Source organism: Mesorhizobium sp. WSM1386 (genome assembly GCF_055901595.1).
Window position 1 is genome coordinate 3,876,753 of the sequence record NZ_CM148373.1, and the last position, 25,314, is coordinate 3,902,066.

At 64.0% G+C, this 25,314-nt stretch carries 22 protein-coding genes; 12 read left to right on the top strand and 10 right to left on the bottom strand.

What is annotated here, in order from left to right; genetic code table 11:
- The first annotated feature begins 9 nt into the window (after positions 1 to 9).
- The 4 genes from AC0NIH_RS18980 to AC0NIH_RS18995 all read left to right on the top strand — a co-directional run bounded on the left by AC0NIH_RS18980 (position 10) and on the right by AC0NIH_RS18995 (position 4,084).
- Positions 10 to 1,197 (top strand): ABC transporter permease, encoded by a 1,188-nt coding sequence (locus tag AC0NIH_RS18980; protein ID WP_473460474.1) that lies wholly within the window; start codon positions 10 to 12, stop codon positions 1,195 to 1,197.
- 1 nt (position 1,198) lies between these two features.
- On the top strand, positions 1,199 to 2,008 hold the full coding sequence (locus AC0NIH_RS18985; protein ID WP_224687985.1) for an ABC transporter ATP-binding protein: 810 nt from the start codon (positions 1,199 to 1,201) through the stop codon (positions 2,006 to 2,008).
- A gap of 14 nt (positions 2,009 to 2,022) precedes the next feature.
- Complete coding sequence (locus AC0NIH_RS18990; protein WP_287277799.1) at positions 2,023 to 3,396, top strand: MlaD family protein; 1,374 nt, start codon at positions 2,023 to 2,025, stop codon at positions 3,394 to 3,396.
- Between the two features lie 79 nt (positions 3,397 to 3,475).
- Positions 3,476 to 4,084 carry an ABC-type transport auxiliary lipoprotein family protein gene (locus AC0NIH_RS18995; RefSeq protein WP_031250637.1) on the top strand — a complete coding sequence of 203 codons (609 nt, stop codon included), beginning with the start codon at positions 3,476 to 3,478 and terminating at the stop codon, positions 4,082 to 4,084.
- 40 nt (positions 4,085 to 4,124) lie between these two features.
- On the opposite strand, the gene AC0NIH_RS19000 is transcribed toward AC0NIH_RS18995, so the two are convergent.
- Both AC0NIH_RS19000 and AC0NIH_RS19005 read right to left on the bottom strand, forming a co-directional pair.
- Positions 4,125 to 4,739, bottom strand: coding sequence for a 3'-5' exonuclease (locus AC0NIH_RS19000; protein ID WP_473460471.1), 615 nt, complete (start codon positions 4,737 to 4,739; stop codon positions 4,125 to 4,127).
- A 185-nt stretch (positions 4,740 to 4,924) separates the two neighbouring features.
- Entirely contained in the window at positions 4,925 to 11,221 is a 6,297-nt protein-coding gene (locus AC0NIH_RS19005; protein WP_473460469.1) for a kinesin, read from the bottom strand.
- A gap of 272 nt (positions 11,222 to 11,493) precedes the next feature.
- Between AC0NIH_RS19005 and AC0NIH_RS19010 the strand changes: the two genes are divergently transcribed.
- The 3 genes from AC0NIH_RS19010 (at position 11,494) to AC0NIH_RS19020 (ending at position 13,394) form a co-directional block, all read left to right on the top strand.
- Positions 11,494 to 11,862, top strand: coding sequence for an Hpt domain-containing protein (locus AC0NIH_RS19010; protein WP_013895256.1), 369 nt, complete (start codon positions 11,494 to 11,496; stop codon positions 11,860 to 11,862).
- Between the two features lie 97 nt (positions 11,863 to 11,959).
- Positions 11,960 to 12,280 carry a 2Fe-2S iron-sulfur cluster-binding protein gene (locus tag AC0NIH_RS19015; protein WP_352690114.1) on the top strand — a complete coding sequence of 107 codons (321 nt, stop codon included), beginning with the start codon at positions 11,960 to 11,962 and terminating at the stop codon, positions 12,278 to 12,280.
- A gap of 82 nt (positions 12,281 to 12,362) precedes the next feature.
- Positions 12,363 to 13,394 carry an NAD(P)/FAD-dependent oxidoreductase gene (locus AC0NIH_RS19020; RefSeq protein WP_473460466.1) on the top strand — a complete coding sequence of 344 codons (1,032 nt, stop codon included), beginning with the start codon at positions 12,363 to 12,365 and terminating at the stop codon, positions 13,392 to 13,394.
- Positions 13,395 to 13,409: 15 nt separating this feature from the next.
- Here the strand turns inward: AC0NIH_RS19020 and AC0NIH_RS19025 are convergent, their stop codons facing one another.
- Together AC0NIH_RS19025 and AC0NIH_RS19030 are read right to left on the bottom strand one after the other, a co-directional pair.
- Positions 13,410 to 14,888: an MDR family MFS transporter gene (locus AC0NIH_RS19025; protein WP_473460464.1), complete on the bottom strand. Its 1,479-nt coding sequence runs from the start codon at positions 14,886 to 14,888 to the stop codon at positions 13,410 to 13,412.
- 220 nt (positions 14,889 to 15,108) lie between these two features.
- Positions 15,109 to 15,732 carry a DUF922 domain-containing Zn-dependent protease gene (locus AC0NIH_RS19030; protein ID WP_031250734.1) on the bottom strand — a complete coding sequence of 208 codons (624 nt, stop codon included), beginning with the start codon at positions 15,730 to 15,732 and terminating at the stop codon, positions 15,109 to 15,111.
- A 210-nt stretch (positions 15,733 to 15,942) separates the two neighbouring features.
- Here AC0NIH_RS19030 and folP point away from each other — a divergent pair, with 210 nt between their 5' ends.
- The 3 genes from folP (at position 15,943) to folK (ending at position 17,756) form a co-directional block, all read left to right on the top strand.
- Entirely contained in the window at positions 15,943 to 16,827 is an 885-nt protein-coding gene (gene folP, locus AC0NIH_RS19035; RefSeq protein WP_473460461.1) for a dihydropteroate synthase, read from the top strand.
- Between the two features lie 73 nt (positions 16,828 to 16,900).
- Entirely contained in the window at positions 16,901 to 17,260 is a 360-nt protein-coding gene (folB, locus tag AC0NIH_RS19040) for a dihydroneopterin aldolase (protein ID WP_023769331.1), read from the top strand.
- Positions 17,244 to 17,756, top strand: a complete 513-nt coding sequence (folK, locus tag AC0NIH_RS19045; protein WP_287277776.1) for a 2-amino-4-hydroxy-6-hydroxymethyldihydropteridine diphosphokinase — start codon at positions 17,244 to 17,246, stop codon at positions 17,754 to 17,756. The genes folB and folK overlap by 17 nt, the downstream gene beginning before the upstream one ends.
- A gap of 28 nt (positions 17,757 to 17,784) precedes the next feature.
- On the opposite strand, the gene AC0NIH_RS19050 is transcribed toward folK, so the two are convergent.
- Both AC0NIH_RS19050 and AC0NIH_RS19055 read right to left on the bottom strand, forming a co-directional pair.
- A complete protein-coding gene (locus AC0NIH_RS19050; RefSeq protein ID WP_023780824.1) occupies positions 17,785 to 18,330 on the bottom strand; it encodes a DUF924 family protein in 546 nt (181 codons plus the stop codon).
- Between the two features lie 14 nt (positions 18,331 to 18,344).
- Positions 18,345 to 20,180: a monovalent cation:proton antiporter-2 (CPA2) family protein gene (locus AC0NIH_RS19055; protein ID WP_352690123.1), complete on the bottom strand. Its 1,836-nt coding sequence runs from the start codon at positions 20,178 to 20,180 to the stop codon at positions 18,345 to 18,347.
- A 247-nt stretch (positions 20,181 to 20,427) separates the two neighbouring features.
- Here AC0NIH_RS19055 and AC0NIH_RS19060 point away from each other — a divergent pair, with 247 nt between their 5' ends.
- Positions 20,428 to 20,694, top strand: a complete 267-nt coding sequence (locus AC0NIH_RS19060) for a hypothetical protein (protein ID WP_023769334.1) — start codon at positions 20,428 to 20,430, stop codon at positions 20,692 to 20,694.
- A gap of 78 nt (positions 20,695 to 20,772) precedes the next feature.
- Here AC0NIH_RS19060 and AC0NIH_RS19065 read toward each other — a convergent pair whose 3' ends face one another.
- From AC0NIH_RS19065 to AC0NIH_RS19080, 4 genes are all read right to left on the bottom strand, one after another.
- Positions 20,773 to 21,324 carry a hypothetical protein gene (locus tag AC0NIH_RS19065; RefSeq protein ID WP_023769335.1) on the bottom strand — a complete coding sequence of 184 codons (552 nt, stop codon included), beginning with the start codon at positions 21,322 to 21,324 and terminating at the stop codon, positions 20,773 to 20,775.
- 99 nt (positions 21,325 to 21,423) lie between these two features.
- Positions 21,424 to 22,533 (bottom strand): YcjF family protein, encoded by a 1,110-nt coding sequence (locus AC0NIH_RS19070; protein ID WP_473460458.1) that lies wholly within the window; start codon positions 22,531 to 22,533, stop codon positions 21,424 to 21,426.
- Complete coding sequence (locus AC0NIH_RS19075) at positions 22,530 to 24,008, bottom strand: YcjX family GTP-binding protein (protein WP_473460456.1); 1,479 nt, start codon at positions 24,006 to 24,008, stop codon at positions 22,530 to 22,532. Before AC0NIH_RS19075 ends, AC0NIH_RS19070 begins: the two co-directional genes overlap by 4 nt.
- A gap of 89 nt (positions 24,009 to 24,097) precedes the next feature.
- Positions 24,098 to 24,601: a SixA phosphatase family protein gene (locus AC0NIH_RS19080; protein WP_023780829.1), complete on the bottom strand. Its 504-nt coding sequence runs from the start codon at positions 24,599 to 24,601 to the stop codon at positions 24,098 to 24,100.
- 273 nt (positions 24,602 to 24,874) lie between these two features.
- On the opposite strand from AC0NIH_RS19080, the gene dksA reads away from it, so the two are divergent.
- Positions 24,875 to 25,291: an RNA polymerase-binding protein DksA gene (gene dksA / locus AC0NIH_RS19085; RefSeq protein WP_023769339.1), complete on the top strand. Its 417-nt coding sequence runs from the start codon at positions 24,875 to 24,877 to the stop codon at positions 25,289 to 25,291.
- The last annotated feature ends 23 nt before the right edge of the window (positions 25,292 to 25,314 follow it).

Below are 25,314 nucleotides of genomic sequence, written 5' to 3' on the forward strand. Positions count from 1 at the left end.
CAGGACGCCATGTTGACCATAGGCAAGCGCGACGCAAGCGGCACGACCGCCTCGGAGGCTGACCACCAGCCGCGCGTGGCTATCGGCGAGGAGGGCGGCGTTCTTGGCTGCGCCTTCTCCGGTGTCTGGACGACACGGACCGTGGCACTGATCGACGCGGACATGCGCAAGATCGAGAAACGAAGCGGTTTCAAGACTTTGGCCCTCGATCTTTCCAAGATCGAGAAGATCGACACCGCTGGCGCCTGGCTGATCGACCGGCTGGTCAGCGTCTTCGAGAAGAAGAACGTCGAGGTCCGGCTGCAGGGCCAGAGCGAGATCGCGTCCATCCTGCTCGATGCGGTGGGTGAGGCCGTCCGCCGCGAACCCGAATCCGGGCCGGCGCGGCCGCCCAACATCATCCTTCGCGCCCTCGAGGCGGTTGGCCGGCGCGTCTATGAGATGCGCGACGATTTCCTTGCCTCGATGAATATTTTGGGCGCCACCATCCGCGGCGCGCAGATGAAGCTCGGCCGCGGCCATGCCGTCAATCCGGCGGCGATCTTCAACCAGATCGATCGCATGGGCGTCGGCGCCATACCGGTGGTGGTGCTGATGTCGGCCATCGTCGGCGCCATCGTCGCCCAGCAAGGCGCCTACCAGCTCAGCTATTTCGGCGCCGATATCTTCGTCGTCGACCTCGTCGGCGTGCTGATCCTGCGCGAACTCGGCGTGCTGATGACGGCAATCATGATCGCTGGCCGTTCCGGCAGCGCGATCACCGCCGAGATCGGTTCGATGAAGATGCGCGAGGAGGTCGACGCGCTGAAGGTCATCGGCCTCAATCCGATCGGCGTGCTGGTCTTTCCACGCCTGGTTGCGCTGGTGATCGCCTTGCCGTGCCTGACGATCATCGCCAATTTCGCGGCGCTCGGCGGCGGCATCGCCGCGGCCTGGCTCTACTCCGACATTCCGCCGGCCGCCTTCCTCGACCGGCTGCGTGTCGCCATCGATCTCAGCACCATCTTCGCCGGCCTGATCAAGGCACCGTTCATGGCGATGATCATCGGCACGATTGCGTCCGTCGAGGGTATGAAGGTCGGCGGCAGCGCCGAATCGCTCGGCCAGCACGTGACCGCCTCGGTGGTGAAGTCGATCTTCGTCGTCATCATCCTCGACGGGCTTTTCGCCATGTTCTACGCAGCGATCGAGTTCTGACATGGCTGAGGGGAATGGGACCGCGACGAAGGAGCAGGACGAGGGCGACCTCGTGCTTTCGGTGCGCGACGTCACCGTTGCGATCGAGGACAAGCTGATCCTCGACAAACTATCGCTCGACATCAAACGCGGTGAGATCCTGGGTTTCGTCGGCGCTTCGGGCGCCGGCAAGTCGGTCTTGTTGCGGACCATTCTCGGGCTGATGCCCAAGCAGTCGGGAACGATCAAACTGTTCGGCGTCGACGTCGACAAGGCAAGCGATATCGAGCGGCTGCGCATCGACATGCGCCTGGGCGTGCTGTTCCAGCATGGCGCGCTGTTTTCGGCGCTGACCGTGCTGGAGAATGTGCAGGTGCCAATGCGCGAATATCTCGACCTGCCGAGAAAGCTGATGGACGAACTGGCATTGCTCAAGATCGAGCTGGTCGGCCTGCCGCCGGATGCGGCGCAGAAATTCCCCTCCGAACTCTCCGGCGGCATGATCAAGCGCGCGGCCCTGGCGCGCGCGCTGGCGCTCGACCCGGATATCGTCTTTCTCGACGAGCCGACGTCGGGCCTCGATCCGATCAGCGCGGCCGAGTTCGACGAACTCGTCGTCAAGCTGCGCGACACCATGGACCTGACCGTCTATATGGTCACGCACGACCTCGACACGCTGTTTACCGCTTGCGACCACGTGGCGGTGCTCGGCAAAAAAAAGGTGCTGGTCGAAGGCACCATCGACGACATGCTGAAAAGCGAAGAACCGTGGGTGAAATCCTATTTCCGCGGAAAACGCGCCCGGCAACTTGATCTTGCGGCGCGCGCATAGCCATAAGTGAAGCAATGGAAACCAGAGCCAACTACGTCATTGTCGGGATTTTCACGCTGGTTGCGATCCTGGCGGCGTTCGGCTTCGTCTATTGGACGGCCGCGATCGGTGACAGGGGCGAGACGACGCTGCTGCGCGTGCGCATCCCGGGCTCGGCTTCCGGCCTCGGCCGCGGCAGCTTCGTGCTGTTCAACGGCGTCAAGGTCGGCGACGTCAAGCGTGTCTATATCGACGTCGACAACCCCACTGTCGCCATCGCCGACACCGAGATCGACCGGATGACGCCAATCACCAAGTCGACGCAGGCCGATATCGGCCTTGCCGGCCTCACCGGGCAGGCCAACATCGAGCTCAAGGGCGCCGATCCCAAGGAAGTGAAGCTGCTCGACCAGGCGGAAAAGGAAGGCAAGGTCGCCGAGATCGTCGCCAACCCATCCGCCGTGACCAATCTGTTGCAGACAGCGCAGAACATCTTCAACCGCGCCGACAAGGTGCTGACCGAACTCGAAGGCTTCACCAAGGATGTCCGCGGGCCGCTGACGCAGACCGTGAAGAATGTGCAGACATTCTCCGATGCGCTGGCCAAGAATTCCGACGGCATCGACAAGTTCCTGTCCTCGGTCAGCGCGCTCTCCGACGAACTGAAGGGCGTGTCCGGCAAGCTCGACGGCACGCTGAAGGCGGCGGAAGGCCTGCTCAATGCCGTCGACAAGGACAAGATCAAGAGCATCGTGGCCAACGTCGACACGGTGACCGCGAACCTCAAGCAAACCTCGCAACAGCTCGACGGCGTCATCAAGAATGTCGACACGGCGGTCGGGTCCGTCAACGACTTCGCCAAGCAGACGCAGGGCACGCTGGCCAAGGTCGACGGCGTGCTCGACGGCATCGACCCGGCGCAGGTGCGCACGGCGCTGGCCAACATCCAGAAGGCCAGCGAGAATGCCAACAAGGCCGCCGCCGATATCGCTGTCGTGACCAACAAGTTCGCCAACCGCGCCGACGACATCGACCAGACGATCAAGGATGCAAAGCAATTGGCGCAACGGCTCAACGATGCCTCGGTGCGTGTCGACGGTATCCTCGCCAGGGTCGACAAATTGCTCGGCTCCGGCCAGGCGGATGGCGTGATGGCCGATGCCAGGGCGACGCTGAAATCGTTCAAGCAGGTCGCCGACACGCTGAATGCGCGGCTTGGCGTCATCACAGACAATCTGGCGCGCTTCTCGGGCCAGGGCCTGACAAATGTCGAGGCGCTGGTGCAGGACAGCCGCCGTTCGATCAACCGCATCGAGGAAGCGGTGACGGATCTCAGCCGCAATCCGCAGCGCATCCTTTCGGGCGGCGACGGCGAGGTTCGGCAATTCGATGGCAGGGCGCGGCGTTGACTTCGGCGTCGGCTCGCCCCAGAAACATGAGCTGCAAAAGCGGGTTGATCTTACGATCCGGGGACAACGGGGATCGCGCGTGAAGTCTGTGTGGGTGAGAACGGGCGGGTTGACGTCGGCTGCGGCACTGCTTGTCCTGACGCTGGCGGGCTGCGCGGCCTTAGGCGGCAAGCCGGCGCCGCTCGACACCTTTGAACTGTCTGCGCCTTCGGTCGACGCGCATGGCCATAGCCGCAAGCAGATCCTGATCGCCCAGCCTTCGGCGCTCAAGGCGCTGGACAGCCAGAACATCGTCATCAAGCCCTCCGACGGCTCGATCCAGTATCTCAAGGGCGCGCAATGGGCCGATCGCCTGCCGCTGATCGTGCAGGCGCGGCTTGCCGAGACGTTCCAGCGCTCGGGCAGCTTTGCCGGTGTCGGCAAGCCGGGCGAGGGTCTGGCGATCGATTACCAGGTCATCGTCGAGGTTCGGTCCTTCGAAGTGCGCGTCGATGGTGGCGAACACGCCGAGGTCGACCTGTTCGTGCGCTTGCTCAACGACCGCAATGGCGAGGTGCGCGCCTCCAAGAGCTTCAACGCATCCGCACCCGTTTCGGGCAAAGGCAACTCCGCCTATGTCGGTGCGCTCGACAATGCGTTCGGTGATGCCGCCAGGCAGATCGTTCGCTGGACGGATTCGGTGATCTGAGCGCCGGTCTCGTTAGCTGAATCTCGCCAACGCTTTCAAGCTACAGGCGCTCGAAGACATCCGGCCGCAGCTTTGCGATCAGCATCAGATGCTGCAGCGTGTAGGCCAAGGACAGCGCATCGTCGAGCGCGTCGTGCCCATGCAATGGCGGGTGCTCGACGCCATAGTAGTCCGCGAGCTTGTTGCTCGGCGTCCTCGCCAGATCCTCGATCGGCATCCCGGCCGCGATCAGCAGCTTGACGGCATTGTCAAACCGGGTGGCCGGGATCGAAGGCTGAATGCCCGCGACATAGCAGCTGATGGCAATCATGTTCAGTTCGTCCTTGCCCCAGGACCAGAACCGCGCGCCACGGGAAAAACGATCGATTTCGGCGAGGGCTGCTCCGAGCTCGACCCCATTGGTCTCAACGTCTTGCTCGGTGATGCCGGTCAGCTTGGTGAAGAACGGGTCAAGGGCGTATCTCCGGCCAAACCGGTCGACCGGTCTGATATAGGCCTTGTACGTGCCGAGCAGGGGAAAGTCGTCCCCGAGCCCAAGCTTGACCGCGCCGATCTGCGCGATGACCGGGTCGGGATCGTGGGCCGCGCACCAGAATCGGCGTTGCGAGCCCTCAAGGCAAAGAAATTCGCAGTCGAATATGATTGCCGTCTTCACGATCACACCCTTTGAGCGTCAGGGCTGCGGCTTTTCCGGCCGATTTTCCGCGCTGTGGGGTAAGTCGAACCTTGGACGGACGCATCCATCGGCTCGCAACAGTCGTTGTTGGCAGGTTAAGCGCTTGCCGGAGGTTTGGAAGAGTAACAGGCGGGACCATGGTCCCGCCTGTCCAATTCCTGGCTTTAGTGCAGCCGGCCGCTGGCGTGGGCCAGCATGGTGTAGACCTTGCCGGTGTCCGACGTCAGGTAGGTCTGCGCCATGATGTTGTCGCGGTCGTTGCGCGAGACATCCTTGAGCAGTTTTTCGAAGTCGTCGCAGTAGCGGTCGACGGCGGCGCGGAATTCGGCCTCGGCCTGGTACTTGCGGCGGATATCGTCGAACGTCTGCTGGCCCTTCAGCGTGTAGAGCCGGCGCGTGAACACGTCCCGCTCGCCGCGCCGATAGCGGTTCCACAACTCGATCGAGGCATCATGATCGATGGCCCGTGCGATGTCGACGGAGAGCGAGTTCAGCGATTCTACGACGTGCAGCGGCGAGCGCTGGGCAGGGGCCGCCGCGCGTGGTGCTTCCGTGGGAGCGGAAGGCGTCGTGGGCCTGAGGTCTCCTTCGTTCGATGCTGCGGTCAAGAGATCGCGTACCCAGCCGCCCTGCGGCGTGCGGGTGTTGGCGTCGGCGCGAGGGCGCGGTGCCGCCTCGGCCGGACGATCGAGGTCGAGCGTGCCGCGCAACGCGGTGCCGCCCAGCGGCGCCTGAGGCGTGCGCAGGTCCGGCTGTGGGGCCGGGGCGCGACGCGGCGGCTCGGCCGGGCGTGCCGCCGGTGCTTGCGGTGCCGGACGCAAGGGGCGTTGCTCCGAACCATCGCCGCCGCCACGACCGGACTTGGCAACGATGTCCGAGAGCTCCTTCAGGGCGTTGATCTGCTCCGAAACGGCGCGGCGAATGGCAGAGGTCGATTCCTTTGCCTCTTCCGGCATCTCGATGACGCCCTTCTTGAGCTCGGCGCGGGTGAGGTCGAGCTCGCTCTTGATTGAGCCCGCGGTGCGCCGCATTTCCTCGGTCGCATCGGCGAAGCGCTTGGTGGCCGAATCGACGACGTCGGTAATGGCGTTGCGGATCTTGTCGGCCGACTCCATCGTCTTGCCTTCGGCGTTCTGCAGCGTCTGGCCGACGAGGTTTTCGAACGAACGCATGACCCTTTCGAGATCTTCCGACTTCTTGACCAGGCCGACCGCGAGATCCTCGAGCGACGACTGCCTTTCGAGCGTGTGTTCGAGGTTGCTCTGGGCCGAACTCAACAGGTCCGAGGCGCTGGCCAGCAGACGGCTGTGTTCGTCGAACTTGGTGGCGATCGAGGCGACCTCACGCAAGGTCGACGAGGACAGGTCCGTCAGCCTTGTCGTGTTCGAATCGACCAGGCGCGCCGAGCTGGCAAAGGTCTGTGCCGCCTTTTCGGTGGTGGCCGCGAAGCTCTGCGTGCTGCCGGTCAGGCGTTCGTCGACCTCGCCGAGATTGACCGCGGCCTGCTCGATCAGCTGGCCGAGCTGCGAGCTGGACTTGGTCATGCGGCCGATGAGGTCGGCGACGCTGTCGGATAGCGACGAGCGGGCGCCTTCGACCGCCGACAAGGTCTCGGCGGTGCGGCTGGCGAGCGCGTTGACAAGGGCCGCATTCTCGCTGCGCAGCTTCTCGGTGGCGCGTTCCGTGACCTCTTCCATGCTCTTTTGCAGCTCCGAGCCGCCCTGGGCGAAACGCTCGACCAATGGGCGGGCGGTTTCGTCGAGGATCTTCGACATCTCGGCGGAGCGCGCCGCGAGCATGGTGTTGAGCTCACGGGTGTTGGCGCCGATCGTCTTGGCGGCGTCGTTGGTGCTCTGGCCGATATGCTGGCCGACCGCAGTGAAGGTCTCGGCGATCACATTGGCGCGCGACACCAGTTGCGCCTCGGCGCTCGAGACCTGCTCGTTGAGCCTCTGGCCCATCGTCTCGGCGGTGTAGGCGAGCCGGTTCTCGACGCTGGCGACCTGCTCCTCGACACGGGCGGCCGCGGCCGCCGCGCTCGATGCGAGACGCTCGTCGGCGCCGGCAAGCGCCTGCTCGATTTCGCGGGCATGCACGGCCAGTTCCTGGCCGGTCTGCCGCGCACGATCGGCGACCCTCTGCTCGGTGTTGGCGAAGGCGCCGACGATGGTCTGCGCGTGCTCGCCGATCGTCGAAGTGCTGTCGGCGATGCGCGAAACCAGGCGTTGGTCGGCCTCTTCGAAGATGCGGCCGATCTCGGACGCGCGGTTGGACAGAGCGTCCGAACCTTCAGCGATGCGCGATACCAATTGCTGGTCGGCGGCATCGAAGATGCGGCCGAGGTCCGATGCGCGGGCAGCGAGCGCCTCGGCCGATTCGCCGATGCGCACGCCGAGCCGCTGGTCGGCGCTTTCGAAGTTGCGCAGGATGTCACCGGCGCGGGCGGCCAGCGACTGTGCCGTCTCGACGGCGCGGGCAACAAGCTTCTGGTCGGCCGCGTCGAAAGTGCCGGCGATTTCGTTGGCGCGGGCGGAGAGCTGATCGGCGGTCTCCTGGGCGCGGGCGGCGAGCTTCTGGTCGGCCATGTCGAAGGTTCCGGCGATCTCGCTGGCACGGGCAGCCAGTTGGTCGGCGGTTTCATGGGCGCGGGCCAGCAGCGTGCTGGAAGTATCGTCCGCCCGGGCAAGCAAGGCGTTCGAAGTGTCTTCGGCACGGGCGTGGAGACGACGATCCGCATCCTCGAAGGTACGGGCGATGTCTTCGGCCCGCGCCAGCAGTGCGGCGGAGGTCTGTTCGGCGCGCTCGGCGATCTTGCGATCGGCGTCGCTGAACGCCGCACCAGCCTGCTCATGCAGCGCGCTGGTGACTTCCAGGACTTTTTCGCGCAAAGCGCCGGCGACGAAGACGGCGCTCTTTTCGAGCACGTTGCGGACGTTGTCGACGCCGGTCGAGAGCGCGCGTTCCATGGTGCCGGCGCGTTCCTCGATGATCCCGGTCTGGCGGCTGAACGCCTCTTCGATCTTTTCCACGTCGGCCGCGATCGCGGTGGAAATATCGGTGCTCCTGGCCGCGATCTGATCGATGTGGCCAGACAGCGAGCGGTCGACGTCCCTGCGGGTCTCGGCGAGCTTGCCGAGATCCTCTTCAAGCGCGCGGCTCAGCATGTTGCGGCCTTCGGCCAGCTTGCCGACATGGCCGGCGATGACACCGTCGATGTCGCCTCGGCTTTCGGTCAGCTTCTGCAGGTCGGCTTCGAGCGCGCGCTTGAGAATGTCGCGGCCCTCGGCCAGCTTCTCCACCTGGCCGGCGACCAGGCCGTCGATGCTGGAGCGGCTTTCGGCCAGCTTGGCAAGATCGGCTTCGAGCGCGCGCTTGAGAACGTCGCGGCCTTCGGCCAGCTTCTCCACCTGGCCGGCGACCAGACCGTCGATGCTGGAGCGGCTTTCGGCCAGCTTGGCAAGGTCGTCCTCGAGTGCCCTGGACAGGGTCGAACGTTCCTGGACAAGCCTGTCCGCGTGGCTGTTGACAAGGCTGCTGACGCCTTCGAGGTCGTCCTCCAGCGCCTTCGACAGCGTCGAACGATCCTGGACGAGCCGTTCGGAATGGCTGTTGACAAGGCTGTTGACGCTTTCGAGATCGGCTTCGAGTGCCCTGGCGAACTGAGCACGGTCATCGACCAGCTTTTGCGACTGGTCGGCGACGGTGTTCTTGACGGTGTTGAGGTCGGCTTCCAGGGCGCGCCGCAGGATATCGCGGCCTTCCGACAGCTTCTCGACCTGGCCGGCGACCAGACCGTCGATGCTGGAGCGGCTTTCGGCCAGCTTGGCAAGGTCGTCCTCGAGAGCCTTCGACAGGGTCGAACGATCCTGAACGAGCCTGTCCATGTGGTCGGCGATGACGCTGTTCACATTCTGCAGGTCGGCTTCCAGGACCCGCGAAAGCTGTCCACGGTCCTCGGCCAGTTTCTCCGACTGGCTGGATATGACGCCCTTGATGGTGTTGAGGTCGGATTCCAGCGCCCGCTTGAGGATGTCGCGGCCTTCGGCCAGCTTCTCGACCTGGCCGGCGACGAGGCCGTCGATGCTCGAGCGGCTTTCGGCCAGCTTGGCAAGGTCGGCTTCGAGCGTCTGCGACAGCAGGCTGCGGTCGTTGGAGAGCCGTCCCGAATGATCTTCGATCAGGTTCCTTATGCCCGAAAGGTCGTCCTCGAGCGAACGGCCGAGCAGGCTGCGGTCTTCGGCCAGCTTTGCCGAGTGCGACTCGATAAGGCTCTTGATGCCGGCGATGTCGTTTTCCAACGCCTTGGCGAGCACGGCGCGGCCCTCGGCGATCTTCTCCACCTGGCCGGCGACGAGGCCATCGATGTCGGCGCGGCTGTCGGACAGTTTGCCGAGATCGGCCTCAAGAGCACGCGACAGGATGTTGCGGCCTTCAGCCAGTTTCCCGACATGTCCGGCAACCATTTCATCAATGATCGTACGGGCTTGCACAAGCTTCCCGGAGTCTTCGTTCAGAGCCAGGGAGAGCCGGTTGCGGCCTTCCTCCAGCCTTTCGAGATGGCTGCCGAGCGATGCATCGATGGCAGCGCGCGATTCGTTGACCTTGCGCAGATCCTCTTCGAGGGCACGCGCGATCAGGCTGCGGCCTTCGGCCAGCTTCTGCACCTGGTTGGTCACCGCGGCATCGATGCCGGCACGGCTCTCGTCGAATTTCGCCAGGTCCGCCTCCATGGCGGCCGCCATGCGCTCGCGGCTTTCGGACAGCTTGCGGCTGTGGTTCTCGACGGCTTCCTCGATGCCGACGCGGGCATCGGAAAGGCGCTGGATGTCGGAATCGAACGAACGCGAGACGACATGACGCGCCGCTTCCATGCGGCCGGCAAAGTCGCTGGCGCGGGCTTCCAGCATGGTCGAAGTCGAGTTGACGATGTCGGCCATGTCGGCGCCGATCTGGGTCTTGCCCTGATCGATCATCGCGGACAACGTATCCTTGCTTTCGGCGAAGGTGTGGGCGATTTCGCGGGCGCGTTCGACCAGTGTCTCGTTGATCTGGCGGGCGCGGGCCTCGAGCGCCGCATTGAGCTTCTGCGTGCCGGTGTCGAGTGCCTCGGCGCGGGTCTGGAATTCACTGATCAGCGCCTGGCCACGTTCGGCGAGCGTGCGCTCGATGCCGTTGAGGCTGGCTTCGAATTCCGAATTGAGGGTGCGGGCGGCGCCGCCAAGCAGCGACACCATGCCAGTGGTGCGATCGTCGAGCAGGTCGGTCAGCGACCGGGTCAGGCCGTCCGTCGTGTCCGTCAACTTTGCGATGCGGGTGTCGAGCAGGGAGGCAAAAGCCTCGCCGGAGGTCGACAGCCTGTCGGTGATGGTGTCGAGGCGGCCTTCAACCGAATCGAAGATCGACATCGAGCTTTCATTGATGCGGTCGATGAGCGTGTCACCGGAATTGGTGATCGTCATCGACAGCTTGGTCGACGCGTTGAGGATCGAGTCGCGGATGATGTCGCTGGCGGCGCCGATTTCCTCCTTGAGCGTTTCATGCGCGCCCGAAATCGAGGCACGGACACGCTCCGCATGGGTGACGACCGCCTCGCGCTCGCTGCCGAGCCCGTCGACGAGCGAGCGGATGCGGGTTTCGTTTTCCGAATAGGAGCGCTCGATCTGGTTGACCTCGCTATGGACCAGCGTTTCCAGTTCGACGGCGCGGGCGAGCGTGCGTTCGATGCCTTCGCCCATGGCCGCGACCTCGCGGCGAACGGCCTGGCCGATCATCATGACGCGATCCTGGGCGAGGTTTTCCGGCTCGGTCAGGCGGAAAGCCACTTCGGTCATCGATTGGGCGGCAATGCGCATGTCCTGGGCGCGACGGATCATCGCCGCGAAGGCCCAGAACAGGATGACCGGCACGATCGCCGCGACGGCGAGGCCAATCAGTTCGGGACGGGCAAAGAACTGGTCGAGCGTGCGGATCCGCCAGATGCTCGGTCCGAAAAGCAGGTTGGCCAATCCGCCGGCGCCCGCGATCCAGGCGAGCGAGACAAAGGCAATGACCCAATAGACGGTGTTGGAGGCGCGCCGGTTGAGGCTGTGCAGGAGTGTCTTGTAATCCTTCTGGCGATCGTCATTGGCCGGGGCGAAGCCCGTCGCCTGTGTGCCGAAGCCCGTCGCCTGTGTGCCATTGCCATTGCGCGTCTCAACGGGGCGCAGTTCGGCGGGTTTGGCGTTTGGCGCGGGCTTGGCGGGCTGGGCCTGACTGACGGTGGGCTCCGGCTTCTGGTTGCGCCCCTCTCGTGCCAATTCGTCGGCGGCCTGGGATATCTGTGCTTCCAGATCTTCCATCGAAGCTGCGATATCGAGATCGCCGTCAGTGTCGCTGCTGAGGTCGATATCGAGCGCTTTTTCCAGTTCCCTGGCTACGTCGTTGTCGAGAGTTCTCGTCGTCGTCGTTGGTTTCTTCGCCATGCCTTCGCTACCCTGTACTAGCTGCCGCGGGCTTATAATTGTCTTTGTCGTACCCCCGCGCAGGAGGCTGAAAATGGACCCTCGTATCGTAATGACACAGGGGGGTAAAGAAAACATGCATTCCGTGGGATACGTAAAACTTTAAATATAAGGTTAACAGAAGCGTGATTCCGGTGCCGCTTTCGCAACATTTTTCCGGGCCACTCATTAACTCGTTATCCACTGGGTTCGCCTAGTTTTCCAGGCGACCGAAGAAAACGGAGTTCGAGTTCATGCGTGGCGAAAGCGGCATTGCCTTCTCAATGCCCGGGGGCGACGTATCGGGAACGAGGCAGTCCCGGCCGGTCGATTTGGCACACCTTGCCCGGCAAACGATGGGCGATCGCGCCCTTGAGCAAGAGGTGCTGGCGCTGTTTGTACAGCAGGCGCTATCTGTGCGCGACAAAATAGTCGACGCCGACGTCAAGGGCCGGCTTCTGCTGGCGCATGGGCTGAAAGGCTCGGCGCGCGGCGTGGGCGCCTTCGCCATCGCCGATTGCGCCACCGAGATCGAGCGCCGTCCGGAGGACGGTCAGACACTCAAACGGCTTGGCACGCTGATCGACGAAGTGCGCGATTTCATCGCCGCCATCAATCGCTGATCCCGGTTTGCGGAAAAACGTCACCGAGCGGCGCTTTCGCGCGGCAGTTGACTTGTCTGCCGGAGTGATTATCTCGGCGGAAACTCTCAGGTGACAAATGACAAAACTGACCTTCATCGCCCATGACGGCACACATTTCGAAATGGATGCCGAAAACGGCTCGACGGTCATGGAAAACGCCATCCGCAACGCCGTGCCGGGGATCGAGGCGGAGTGCGGCGGCGCCTGCGCCTGCGCGACCTGCCATGTCTATGTCGATGAGGCGTGGACGGCCGAAGTCGGCGAGCCGGAGGCGATGGAAGAGGACATGCTGGACTTCGCCTACGAGGTCCAGCCCAATTCGCGGCTTTCCTGCCAGATCAAGGTGCGCGACGCGCTCGACGGCCTCGTCGTGCGGGTGCCGGAGCGCCAGGGCTGAAAAGCCGATTTTTCCCGCTGCCGCTTGGCAGCGAGCCGGTGGTCATGCAGTCTCACGCCAACACAGCAGCGAGGCAGAGCGCATGACCGGCACCATCAGTACAGACGTCCTCATTGTCGGGGCAGGGCCTGTCGGCCTGTTCGCGGTGTTCGAGCTCGGCCTGTTCGACATGAAGTGCCACCTGATCGACATTCTCGACCGGCCGGGCGGCCAATGCGCGGAACTCTATCCTGAGAAGCCGATCTACGACATTCCCGGCTGGCCTTCGATCTCGGCGCAGGGGCTGGTCGACAAACTGCTCGAGCAGATCGCGCCGTTCAAGCCGGATTTCACCTACAACCGGATGGTTTCCAGCCTCGAGAAGCTGGAGGATGGCAGCTTTCGCGTCACCACGGACGAAAACGAGGTGTTCGAGGCCAAGGTGGTGGTGATCGCCGCCGGTGGCGGCTCGTTCCAGCCGAAGCGCCCGCCGATCCCCGGCATCGAACCCTATGAAGGCAAGAGCGTCTTCTATTCGGTGCGCCGCATGGAGGATTTTCGCGGCCACGACCTGGTCATCGTCGGCGGCGGCGACTCGGCGCTCGACTGGACGCTGAACCTGCAGCCGGTGGCAAAGAGCGTCACGCTGGTCCACCGACGGCCCGAATTCCGGGCCGCACCCGACAGCGTCAACAAGATGTATGCCATGCAGGAGATGAAGCAGCTGGAATTCAAGGTTGGCCAGGTGACCGGGCTCACCGGCGCCGACGGCCAGCTCTCATCCGCGACTATCAAGGGTGGTCCGGAGGGCGATGTCGAGGTGCCTTGCACCCGCATGCTGCCATTCTTCGGCCTGACCATGAAGCTCGGCCCGATCGCGGAATTGGGGCTCAATCTCCACGAAAACCTGATCCCGGTCGACACCGAGAAGTTCCAGACATCGGTGCCCGGCATTTTCGCGGTGGGCGACATCAACTGGTATCCCGGCAAGCTGAAGCTGATCCTGTCGGGTTTTCACGAAGTGGCGCTGATGGCGCAAGCCGCCAAGCGCATCATCAGCCCCGGCGAACGTATCGTGTTCCAGTACACGACATCGTCCACGAGCTTGCAAAAGAAGCTCGGCGTGGTGGAGTGACCTGGCTGCCTGGCTCTACTCGGCCATCACCGGCGGGTGCTCGGCCTGGCCGCGGAGCGGTTTCTCCGGCATCAACGCGAGCGTGATCAGCGCCAGGAACAGCGTCGCCGCGGCGACAAGGAAGATCATCACGAAGGGCTCGGCGGATATGACCTGGCCGACGGCCAGCGTGCCTTCGCCGGCCAGCGGCAGGCCATAGCCGAGGGCGACGGCACCGAGCATTGCAACGCCCAGCGCACTGCCCAGCGAACGCAGGAAGGTCAGCACGCCGGTCGCGACGCCAAGATGCGCCCGGTCGACGGCGTTCTGGACCGATACGGTGGCGACCGGGAAGGTCGTCCCGCTGCCCAGGCCGACACAGACCGTCAGGACTTCGACAACCAGCAGCGAAGCGTGCCCGGCGACGAGGGCGAGCAGGCCGAGGCATATGATCGAGAAGAGCACGCCCACCATGGCGATCCGCTTGTAGTGGACGAAGCGCGGTATTGTTCGCCCGCTGAATGTCGCGCCGGCCACGGTGCCAAGCAGAAGCCCCAGCATCGCAAGACCCGACTCGCTGACCGACAGGCCGACGATCGACTGCAGGTAAACAGGCAGGTAGACCGCCAGGCCTATGTTGGCAGCCTGCAGAAGGAACATCGACAAGGTGCCGGCGCGGACGATCGGGTTGCTCAGCACTTCAAGCGAGATCAGCGGTTCGGCCGCGCGCAGCAGCCGCAGCGAAAACGCCGCCCAGAAAACCACCGATGCCGCCAGCAGCCCGAGGATTTCGCCGGACAGCCACGGATACTCGCTGCCGCCCCAGTTGAGCGCCAGCAGCAGCAAGGCCGTGGCCGCGACGAGCAGCAGCGCGCCCAGGCCGTCGATGCGATGCCGCTTGGCGGCGATCGGCAGCTTCTTGAGCGGGTTGTTGATGATCGCCATCGCCAGCAGGCCGAGCGGGATGTTGATCCAGAAAATCAGCGACCAGTGAAGATGTTCGGCGAAGGTGCCGCCAAGCAGCGGCCCGGCGATGCTGGCAACGGCCCAGGTGCCGGAGATCCAAGCGGCGTAGCGCGCTCGTTCGCGTGGCGGGACGAGGTCGCCGATGACGGTTTGCGTCAGGGTGAACAGGCCGCCGCCGCCGGCGCCCTGGATGGCCCTGCCGACGACCAGCACAAACATGTTGGGCGCCATCGCGCTGACCACCGATCCGAGGAGAAAGATCAGGATAGCGGCATAAACGGTTGGCCGGCGGCCATAAACATCCGAGATCTTGCCGTAGAGCGGTGCCATGGCGGTCGCGGTCAGGAGGTAGCCGGTGACGATCCATGGCAGATACTGCGCATGGCCGAGCGCGTGCCCGATGGTCGGCATCGCCGGCGCGACGATGGTCTGATCGAGCGCCGCCAACAGCATCGACAAAAGCACGCCGGCGATGATGGCGTTCTTCTCGCTTTCGGCCAGCGGCGTGGCTGCAGCCGTCATGGTCTGCTTGTCGACAGCCTGGTCCATAGTCTTTGTCCATGTGTTTGCGCGCCGTGCGGTTCACCGACAGGGCTGGCCTGGTGCGTCCGCCACGCGATCGGTCGTGGTGCTCGTGCTCGATGGGTCGTGCGCTGCCAACCCGTGATATGTCGTTCCCTATAGGCCGATTTCGACCGCCGCTCGAAAATTTTTCGAATCTGGCACTACGCTTCGGCCGGATTGGCGCCATGGATGCGCCGAGGAAAATTCAGGCCGGCGGCCGCAATTGGCCACTCTCGATACGCTCGATGCGATAGCGCAGGAGCCGCAGGATGCGGCTTTCGAAATTGACGCCCTCGACGCGGTCGAACTGTACCTGGGCGCGGTCGTGCTCGGCGAGGACGGCGGCGGTGATTTGGGCCGCCTTGGCCTTTGCCGTATCGCAATCCTTCCGCGGATAGGTCGCCTTCAGCGCCTCTTCCAGCTTGCGGGCATGATTCTTGGCGATCTCGACATGGCGCTCCTCATGGCGCTTAATGTCGGCCGACAGCGTGTCCCAGAACAGCTTCACGTCGGCATCCGCCTTGCGCGGGCGGCGCCATTCCGGAAGGATCACCTTGACCTTGACGGTCACGGCGGCGTCGGCGATCCGGCAGGAACCTGCCTGCCGGGCGTAGCTGATGCGGGTGGTGAAGGCCATCTGGGTGGCACCGGGGTGGCGGGAGCCGGTGCTCTTGACCTGTGGCCCGCGTTTGGAAAGCTGCGTCTCGATATCGTCGAGGGTGCTGCCGCCGATGGAAAAATAGCTGTATGTCTTCACGAGGTTGGCCGCGCCCGCCGGGATGGCGGTCATGGCAAGCAGCAGTGCGCAGAGCAGGGATCGTTTCATCATGTTGCCTCTTCGAGCACCTTGCTTTACGGCCGTTGCCGGCGCAACGGAATTGATCCGGCGCGGATCACACATCGTTGATGAGCCTAGAGTCGGATGATTTCAGGTCGGTTCGACCTGAAATCTGAATTCGCCTCCAAATCAAAGGGGTAGAGGATGTCGTCCGAAAACTGCTTCACATTTTTCGGCATCATGCTCCAAGGGTGACGAGCAATGACGGCGAGGCGATGGCAACTGGCCCATGGACGCCATCTCGACCTTGGCGAAAGAGCCGTGGTTGCCGGCATCCTCAACGTTACCCCTGACAGCTTTTCCGACGGCGGCCTGTTCGATGCAACCGAGACGGCGCTGGCCCAGGCACGCCGCATGATCGCCGAAGGGGCGGGGATTGTCGATGTCGGCGGGGAATCGACCAGGCCCGGCGCTGCCGCGATATCGGCCGGGGAGGAACAGGCGCGCGTCCTGCCTGTGATCGAGGCGCTGGCGAGCGCCGGCGACGTGCTGATTTCGGTCGATACCTATCGAGCCGAAACCGCGCGCCTTGCGGTGGCTACCGGCGCGCACATCGTCAACGATGTCTGGGGTTTGCAGCGCGAGCCTGACATTGCGCGCATCGCGGCTGAAACCGGCGCTGGGCTCATCGTCATGCATACCGGGCGGGATCGCGAGAAGCTGCCCGACGTCATTGCCGACCAGCTGGCTTTCCTGGGAAAATCGCTGGAGATCGCCCGCGGGCACGGTGTCGCCGACGACCATATCGTGCTCGACCCCGGCTTCGGCTTCGCCAAGGAGACGGCGGAGGAAAACCTCGACCTGATGGCGCGGTTTTCCGAGCTTCATGGGCTCGGCTTTCCGCTGATGGCCGGCACCTCGCGAAAGCGCTTCATCGGCACCGTCACCGGCCGCGATGCGGCCGACCGCGCCGCCGGAACGGCGGCGACCAGCGTCATCCTCAGGCTCAAGGGCGCGCATCTGTTTCGCGTCCACGATGTCGCAATCAACGTGGACGCGCTGGCCATGGCGGATGCTATGCTGGCACGTGAAACCGCCGCATCGGCCCGAAAATCGGGATCGATTTTCGGAAAGCACGATGCGTAGATTCAAAAGTGTTAGAGCGTACTTTGTGCGTCCAAGTGGACGCACTTCGCTCTAAGGACCGGGACGCTGAGCCATGTATGTCATCCGCTTGAAAAACTGCGCCTTCTTTGCCCGGCATGGCGTGCTGGACGAGGAGGAGGCGCTGGGCCAGCGTTTCTATGTCGACGCGGTGCTGTCCGTCGAACCCGGGCGCGCCCTTGTCGACGACGCGATCGGGGAAACCGTCAATTATGGCATCGCCTTCATGGTGATCGAGAAGATCATCACCGGCGAGCGGCGCTTCCTGATCGAGGCCCTGGCAATGGAGGTGGCAAAGGCGCTGACCGAGCGGTTTCCCCAAATCAGGAAGGCCGAAATCACCGTGCGCAAGCCCAACGCACCGGTGCCTGGCGTGCTCGATTACGTCGAGGTGACCGTTGTCTGGCCAGAATAACACCGTCTATCTCAGTCTCGGCGGCAATCTCGGCGACCCGGCGGCCTCGATGGCCGCGGCGCTGCGCATTCTCGACGCCGATGCCGATACAAGCGTGGCCGCCGTCTCCTCGCTCTACCGCACGCCGCCCTGGGGCAAGCTCGACCAGCCGGATTTCCTCAATGCCGCCGCCGAACTGTCGACGCGGCTTTCACCTCGCGCGCTGCTCGACCTCTGTCTCGACGCGGAGCGCAAGCTGAAGCGGGTGCGCGAGGAGCGCTGGGGGCCGCGCCTGATCGATATCGACATTCTGGTGTTCGGTGAGCGTGTCATCCACGAGACCGGGCTGGAAGTGCCGCATCCGCGCATGCTGGAACGCGCCTTCGTGCTGGCGCCGCTGGCCGAGATCGCGCCCGGTCTGTCGATCGACGGGCGAAGCGTATCGGAGCGTTTGGGCGGCGTGGATGCCGCCGGTATCGAGCGGCTGCCATCCGGCCGCGACTGGTGGCTGCGATAAAGCACCAAAATAAAGAAGCAGACCCGCGTCAGCCAGAGAAACCGCCACCGTCCAGAAATGCCATTTCTTCCGGCGTGGTATCGCGGCCGAGCATCTTGTTGCGGTGCGGAAAGCGGCCGAAGCGCTGGATGATATCGCGGTGCTCCTCGGCATATTTGAGGTATTCCGGCGCATTGGCGGCGGTGAGCGCCACGGACCTTTCCTGATCGGCGAGCAGTTCCGAGTGCTCGAATGGCAAATACAGGAACACGCGGAGTTCGGGTTCGAGCAACAGATCGTGGCCAGCCATGATCGCTTTTTGAGCGAAATGCCTGGCAAGAGGGTCGGTGGCGCACATATGGCCGGTGCCGCGAAAGCAATTGCGTGGAAACTGGTCGAGCAGGACCATCAGCGCCAGCGAGCCTTCGGCATGATCCGACCAGCCGTCGCATTCACGCCGCGCGGCTGCGTAGTGCAGGTCGAGAAAGCGATTGCGGAAGTCGGCATCGAAAGCCTCGTTCTTCTCGAACCATGCATCCTCGCCAGCGTCACGCCAGAATGTGGTGACCGACAGGGCTCTGCTGTCCAATTCCATGCGTGGTTCCCTATTTAATCGGCAGTTTCGGATTTGTGCAGCACGCCGGCCGTCTCTTCATTGAGGGCCTGGCCGGCACGACGCGGCGTGGAGAGCGGCGTCGGAATCGGCGTTCCGATATTGCCCCTGAGAAAACGCTGTCCGGCGCGAATGCCTTCGGCGAGCTGGGTTTCGAAACGGTCGGTGTCGCGGCGCCTGACATCCTCGATCGTTTCGGCGACGTCCTCCGGATCCACACCGAGCGATTCCAGGGCCGAGCCGCCGAACACCAGCGCCGATTCGAAGGTCTCGCGCAGCTGGAAGTCGACGCCCGCGCGAATGAGCTGCAGTGCCGTGCCGCGATCGAAGGCGCGGGCTAATACGGTCAGCAACGGAAACTCGGCTTTGACAAGCTCGGCGATGCGAACCGCGACATCGGCCTTGTCGACGCAGATGAGCACGGCGCGCGCCCGGCCGGCACCGGCCGCATGCAGGATATCGAGCCGCGTGCCGTCGCCATAGTAAACCTTGAAGCCGAAATCGGCGGCCGCCTGGATCATCTCGACGTCATTGTCGATGATCGACACATCGATGCCGCGCAGCAGCAGCGGTTGGCTGGCGATCTGCCCGAAGCGGCCGAAGCCGATGATCAGTACGCTGCCGCTCAGGCCGTCGGCGACATCGACCCCATCGAGCGACTGCTCGTCGCGCGGCGTCAGGTACCGCAACGCCACGATCGCCAGCGGGGTCAACACCATGGAAATGATGACGATGGCGGTGAGCGTCGCATTGGCCTGGTTGTCGATGATGCCGACAGCGGCGGCGGCGGAATAGAGAACGAAGGCGAATTCGCCGCCTTGCGCCATGAAGACCGCGCGTTCAAGCGCTTCGCGATGGCCTGTCTTGAGGATGCGGGCGACGGCATAGATGCCGAACGCCTTCATTGCCATGTAGGCGACGACATAGATGGCGATCAGCTTCCAGTTCGCGGCCACCACATGCAGGTCGAGCGACATGCCGACCGCGAGGAAGAACAGGCCGAGCAGGATGCCGCGGAACGGTTCGATGTCGGCCTCGAGCTGATGGCGGAAGGTCGATTCGGACAGAAGCACGCCGGCCAGGAACGCGCCCATCGCCATCGATAGGCCGCTGAGCTGCATGGCGAGCGCCGACCCGAGCACGACCAGAAGCGCGGCGGCCGTCATGACTTCGCGGGCACGGGCATCCGCCAGGATGCGGAAGAAGGGGTTGAGCAGATAGCGCCCGGCCACCACCAGCCCGACGATCGCGGCAAGGCCGATACCGACCTCTGTCAGCCGCTCCGACAGGCTGGTGTCGGCGCCGCCAGGCGCCAGGAACGCGATCAGGGCCAGCAGCGGTACGATGGCGAGGTCTTCCAGCAGCAGGATGGAAACGATGCGCTGGCCTTTCGGCGAGGCGATTTCACCGCGTTCCTCAAGGAGCTGCATGACGATCGCCGTCGAGGTCAGCACGAATCCGGCGCCGGCGACGAAGGATTGCGAGACTGGAAACCCGCCGGCCATTCCAACGCCGGTCAGCAGGACCGCGCAGACCCCGACCTGAAACGCGCCGAGCCCGAAAATCTCGCGGCGCAAGCTCCATAGCCGCGACGGCTGCATTTCCAGCCCGATGATGAACAGGAACATGACGACGCCGAGTTCGGCGACATGGAGGATGGCTTCCGATTCGGAAAAGACACGCAGGCCGAACGGTCCGATCACCACGCCGGCGGCCAGGTAGCCGAGAATCGAGCCCAACCCCATGCGCTTGAAGATGGGAACGGCGACGACGCCGGCAGCAAGCAGCGCCACCACCTGGACCAGATCGCTGCCCGATGCCTCTGCCGCCATGCCGTCATTCCGCTCGTTCGAGGATCGTTTTCGATTGTGAAGTCGTGTGACAAGGGCGCAAAGATACGGGCTTCGGCGGGGATCGAACAGCCCCGAATCCGGAACCAGGGCGATGTTGCAGGCGCGATACACAAGTTGACGCCGCAACCACGTTGCTTCTTGCCACAATCAGAGGTTAAGGACGCTCGGCTTCGGCCATTGGAGGGCGCGACGATCAAGTCGCGCCCTTTTTGAGGAGATGACTGACATGAAGAAGTTTTTGTTTGTTGCCGTCGGCCTGGCGGTGCTGGCCGGTTCGGCTTGCTCCAAGGCGCCTGAGTGCACGGCGGAGATCGCGACCAAGAAAGCGCAGGACATGGCCGCCGCGCTGCAGGAAGCGATCACCAAGGATCCGTCCAAGGCGGCTGACCTGACCGCCAAGGTCCAGGCGGTGACAACGAAGTATCAAGGCGCCACCACGCTGGCCGACGCCTGCAAGGCCTATGACGAGTTGACTGTGGCGATCAAGGGCTAACGCCTGATTCGATGGGATCAAAGCCAAGCGGCGGCCTTGATGGTCGCCGCTTTTTGTTTCAGGCAAGATCCAGGATGGTCAGTTCGGGGCGATGGAACCGACTTCGACGGTGTCGACGCGTTTCAGGCTCATGCCGATCACCGGGACAAGCTGATCGGCGACGCGGACGGCAACGGTCACGGTCATCGAATTGTCGTCGGGAATGCGGGCCTGCATGACGCCGCGCAGCTGGTTTCGGTTGATGGTGAAGACCACTTTGCGGGCATCGACCACATTGCCGCCAATAATGTCGAGGCCGGAACCGGCCGCGCCGCCCATGAAGGAACCCTTGTAGTCGCGGCCCCTGCGCTCGATCTTGGCCGACATCTGCTGGGTGAACATGCCGACCCGGCAGCCGCCGTCGAGCGTCATGCCCATCTGGCCGTCGGGCGTCGAGCCGGTGAAGCTGCAGTTGAATTTCGTGCCCTTGTACTTGCCGGCGACGATCTCGCCCGGGCCAACCCATTTGCCTTCGGCCGAATGGAAGAACTGTTTGTCCGGCTCCGCCGCCGACGCCCCCGAGGCGATGCCGGCGACCGCTGTGATCGCGGCGGCGAGAGGCAGGATGCTGGACAGAATTACGCTTTTCATCGACGACACCCGGCAACAAAGAGGCTGTTTGAAACCGGTTCGACCATGAAGAAGATTGGTTAATGCTTCGTCACTTTCGGTGCTCGAAAGCGCAATCTGTCAACCATCTCGAAGGCTCGAACCTTGTGCGCCGGGCTCGGCGGTTTCGGCGCCTTTCCTTGTCGCAAACGATGTCAGCGCCGAGAGAAAATCGCCCAGGCCCGGGCGCTTCGCGGCGCTGAAGGGCAGGGGACGCGCGGTCTCCATCGCCGCAATGCCGATGCGCGCCGTCATCATGCCGTTGACGACGCCCTCGCCAAGCTTGGCCGAAAGGCGTGCCGCCAGGCCGTGGCCGACGATCTGCTGGACGAAACTGTCGCCAACAGCGATCGAGCCGGTGACCGCCAGATGCGCCAGCACGCTGCGCGCCAGGCGGAAGAACCCCAGCGTTCCCGGCCGCCCGCCATAAAGTTCCGACAGGCGGCGAATGAGGCGCCCGGCCTCGAAGACGACATAGGCGACATCGACAAGCGCCCGCGGGCTGACCGCCGTCACCAGCGAGACGCGCTTGGCGGCCTCGAGGATCATCACCTTGGCCCTGGCGTCCAGGGGGCCGAGAATCTCCGCTTCGGCCAAGCGTACCAGATTGCCGCCGTCGATGATCTCGCCGCGCAGTTCGGTCAAGGCGCGGCGGCCGGCCGCCGTCTCGGGCTTGGCCGCGACGAAGGCCGACAGTTCGTCGACCACCGACCGTGCCGCCTTCGGATCGTCGCGGGCGATGGCGTCCAGCGCCCGCTTCTGCAGCTTTTCGACTTCGGCGAGGCGGGCGATCGCCAGGAATTCGCGGATGAGGATCACCAGCAACGCCAGTACGGCGACTGCGGCCATGCCGGCGGCCAGCCAGCCCAGCCATTCGGCGCGCGCGAACAGATCGCGGATGAGCTGGTCGGTCCACAGGCCGACAGCCAGCGAAACCAGGACGCCAATGGCGCCGAAGAAAATGCCGCCGAACAGCGAGCGTTTCCTGGGAGCGATCGCCGGCGGCGGTTCGGCGGCGATGATATCGGGTTCGTCGAAGACGTCGACTTCCGCCGGGATGACCAGCGCGACGCCGGGCTTCATCGCACGAGGTTTGCGCGAGGGCTCGTCCGGGCGCGCCTGTGGCGTCTGTTGTCTCGGCGCGGCCTCCGGCTCGATGCGGAAGGCCGCCGGCTTGCGGGGCGCGGTCATGCCAGATGGTCTCCGATCAGGAACTGCAAGGCACGGTCGAGCCTGATATGCGGCAGCGACAGCGTGACGCCTTCGGCCGTGCGTTCGAGTTTTGGCGGACGGAACCGGACAAAACGGATTGCCGGGTCGGCAGAGTCCTGCCTGTGGTCGGGACCCGAAACGTCGAACACCGCATCAATTTTCTCCGGTAAATCACCGGGAAATATAGCAGTTTCCGTCTTTCCGTCGAACGTTTCACCGTTGATCTTCTCGCCGGCGATCGGCGTGCCGATGATGACCGGCAATGTCTCGCGGCCCTGCTTGACGGTGCCTTCGCGGGTCGCGCGCACCGCCGCCATGGCGACCACATCGACGTCGGCGCCGGTGAAATTCGCCCGCGCCACGGCACGGTCGGCCAGGCGACGCACGATCGCCTGCAAGCGGTCATGGCTTTCGTGGTGCAGGTGATCGGCCTTGGTCGCCGCGACCAGGATGCGGTCGATGCGCCGCGAAAACAGGTCGGTGAGGAAACTGCCCCGCCCGGGACGGAAACAGGCCAGAATCTCGGTTACCGCCCGCTCCAGGTCGGCCATGGCGCCGGGGCCGGCGTTCAGCGCCTGCATGGCGTCGATCAGCACGATCTGGCGGTCGAGACGGGTGATGTGTTCGCGGAAGAAGGGTTTGACGACATGCGTCTTATAGGCCTCGTAGCGCCTTTCCATCATGGCATGGAGCGAGCCGCTGCGTGGGCGCCTGTCGCCGAGGCCGGCCAGCGGGGCAAAGGTCAGCGCCGGCGAGCCTTCGAGGTCGCCAGGCATCAGGAAGCGGCCGGGCGGCAAGGTCGAAAGTGCCCTTTCGTCGAGCTTGCAGGCCTTGAGATAGGCGGCGAAGCTTTCGGCCAGGCGGCGTGCGGTCATCTCGTCGGCGTCGGCGTTGGGGTCGATCTCGGCGGATATCGCCCGCCAGGCCCGCGACAGGTCCTCGCGCACCGGCAAAGTGGCCATCTCAATGGCCTCGTGCGAAAAATCGGCGAAGGATTTGCCGAGCAGCGGCAGGTCGAGCAACCATTCTCCGGGGTAGTCGACGATGTCGACCGACAGTTTGCCTGACGAGAACATGCGGCTCCAGCCGGAGGCCGATTCATACTCGATGGTCAGCCGCAGTTCCGAAATGGCGCGCGTCGAATCAGGCCAGACGCGGTCGTTGACCAGTGCGGCGATGTGATCCTCGTATTGGAAGCGCGGCACGGCGTCATCCGGCTGTTCTTCGAGGAAGGCGCGTGCGATTCGCCCGGACTTCTGCGCCTCGAACAGCGGCAGGCGCCCGCCATGGATCAGATTGTGGACCAGGGCGGAGATGAACACCGTCTTGCCGGCGCGCGAAAGCCCTGTAACGCCCAACCGCATCGATGGAGAAAAAAGCCCTGAGGCGCGTCCCGACAGCGTATCGAGGGCAATTCTCGCCTCGTCGGTGAAGGTGGTCAGCGATGATGCCAAAATGTGATCTCTCGGGCTTCTGTCCGTCCGATATAGGCTCTGGAACCCAGCTTTGAAATGGCGCTGGGAAATGGCGCCGGAAATCGGGATCAAAGATCGGCCGGTGTCAGAAACGCTTCGAGATAGCCGGCGTGCTGGGACGCTTTCGCCAGATCGTCGAGGAAACGCACCACCGCCAGGCCCGAGGTCGGGAACCCATGATTGAGCATTGCACGCGCCGTCTCGTCGCCGTCGCCGGAAACCGCCATGGCCAGATCCTCCGTCATCGGGTTGTGGCCGATGACCAGCAGCGAACCCGAGCCGCCGTGCTCCTGGATGAGGCGGAGATAGCCGGCCGCGTCCTCGCTGTAGAGCGTGTCGAAAAACAGAACCTTGCCGGTGTCGGTCTGGCCGGCCAGGCCCTCGAGTGTCTCCTTGGCGCGCTTGGCATTGGAGCACAGCGTCAGGTCCGGAACATAGCCCCGTGACCGCATGGCTGTTCCCATGATCTCGGCATCGGCGCGGCCGGATGCATCGAGCGGGCGATCGAAATCGCGCATGCCGGGCAGCGCCCAACCGGCCTTGGCGTGTCGTAACAGATAGAGCCTGCTCACCCAACCTCCATGACGCCGAAAGCCGAAACCGCACCGCGATTAGCCACGAGAACGGCTCGGCGCACAATGGTTCGTGTTCTCGGCGCGATGAATCACAGGAGACTGCGCGGCAAAGGGTTGACGCACTTTCTCCATCGAATCAGGGGCATCTCGCCCCAAGGAGGGCCGCCGGGATACTTTAACAATTGCGTGAGTCGGTCGCCGATTGCGCTTGTGCAGGCGTTTGGTCGCGAATATATAGGCGCCAAATTTGGGGCTGTTTGGGTGAGTCGAATGAACGACATCGTTACCGCCGATTACGTACCCTCCGAAGACGAGCCGTTCATGAACGAACGACAGAAATCCTACTTCCGCCAAAAGCTCGTCACCTGGAAAACTGACATACTACGCGAAGCGCGCGAAACTCTCGAAATCCTGCAGCAGGAAAACGCCAACCACCCGGACCTCGCCGACCGCGCCTCTTCGGAAACAGACCGCGCCATCGAGCTCAGGGCCCGCGATCGCCAGCGAAAGCTCATCTCGAAGATCGATTCGGCGCTGCAGCGCATCGACGAAGGCACTTACGGCTATTGCGAGGAAACCGGCGAGCCGATCGCGCTGAAGCGGCTCGATGCGCGCCCGATCGCGACATTGTCGATCGAAGCGCAGGAACGGCATGAGCGCCGCGAGAAAGTCTACCGCGACGACTGAGCCGTACTTCCAGCGCTGAGGTG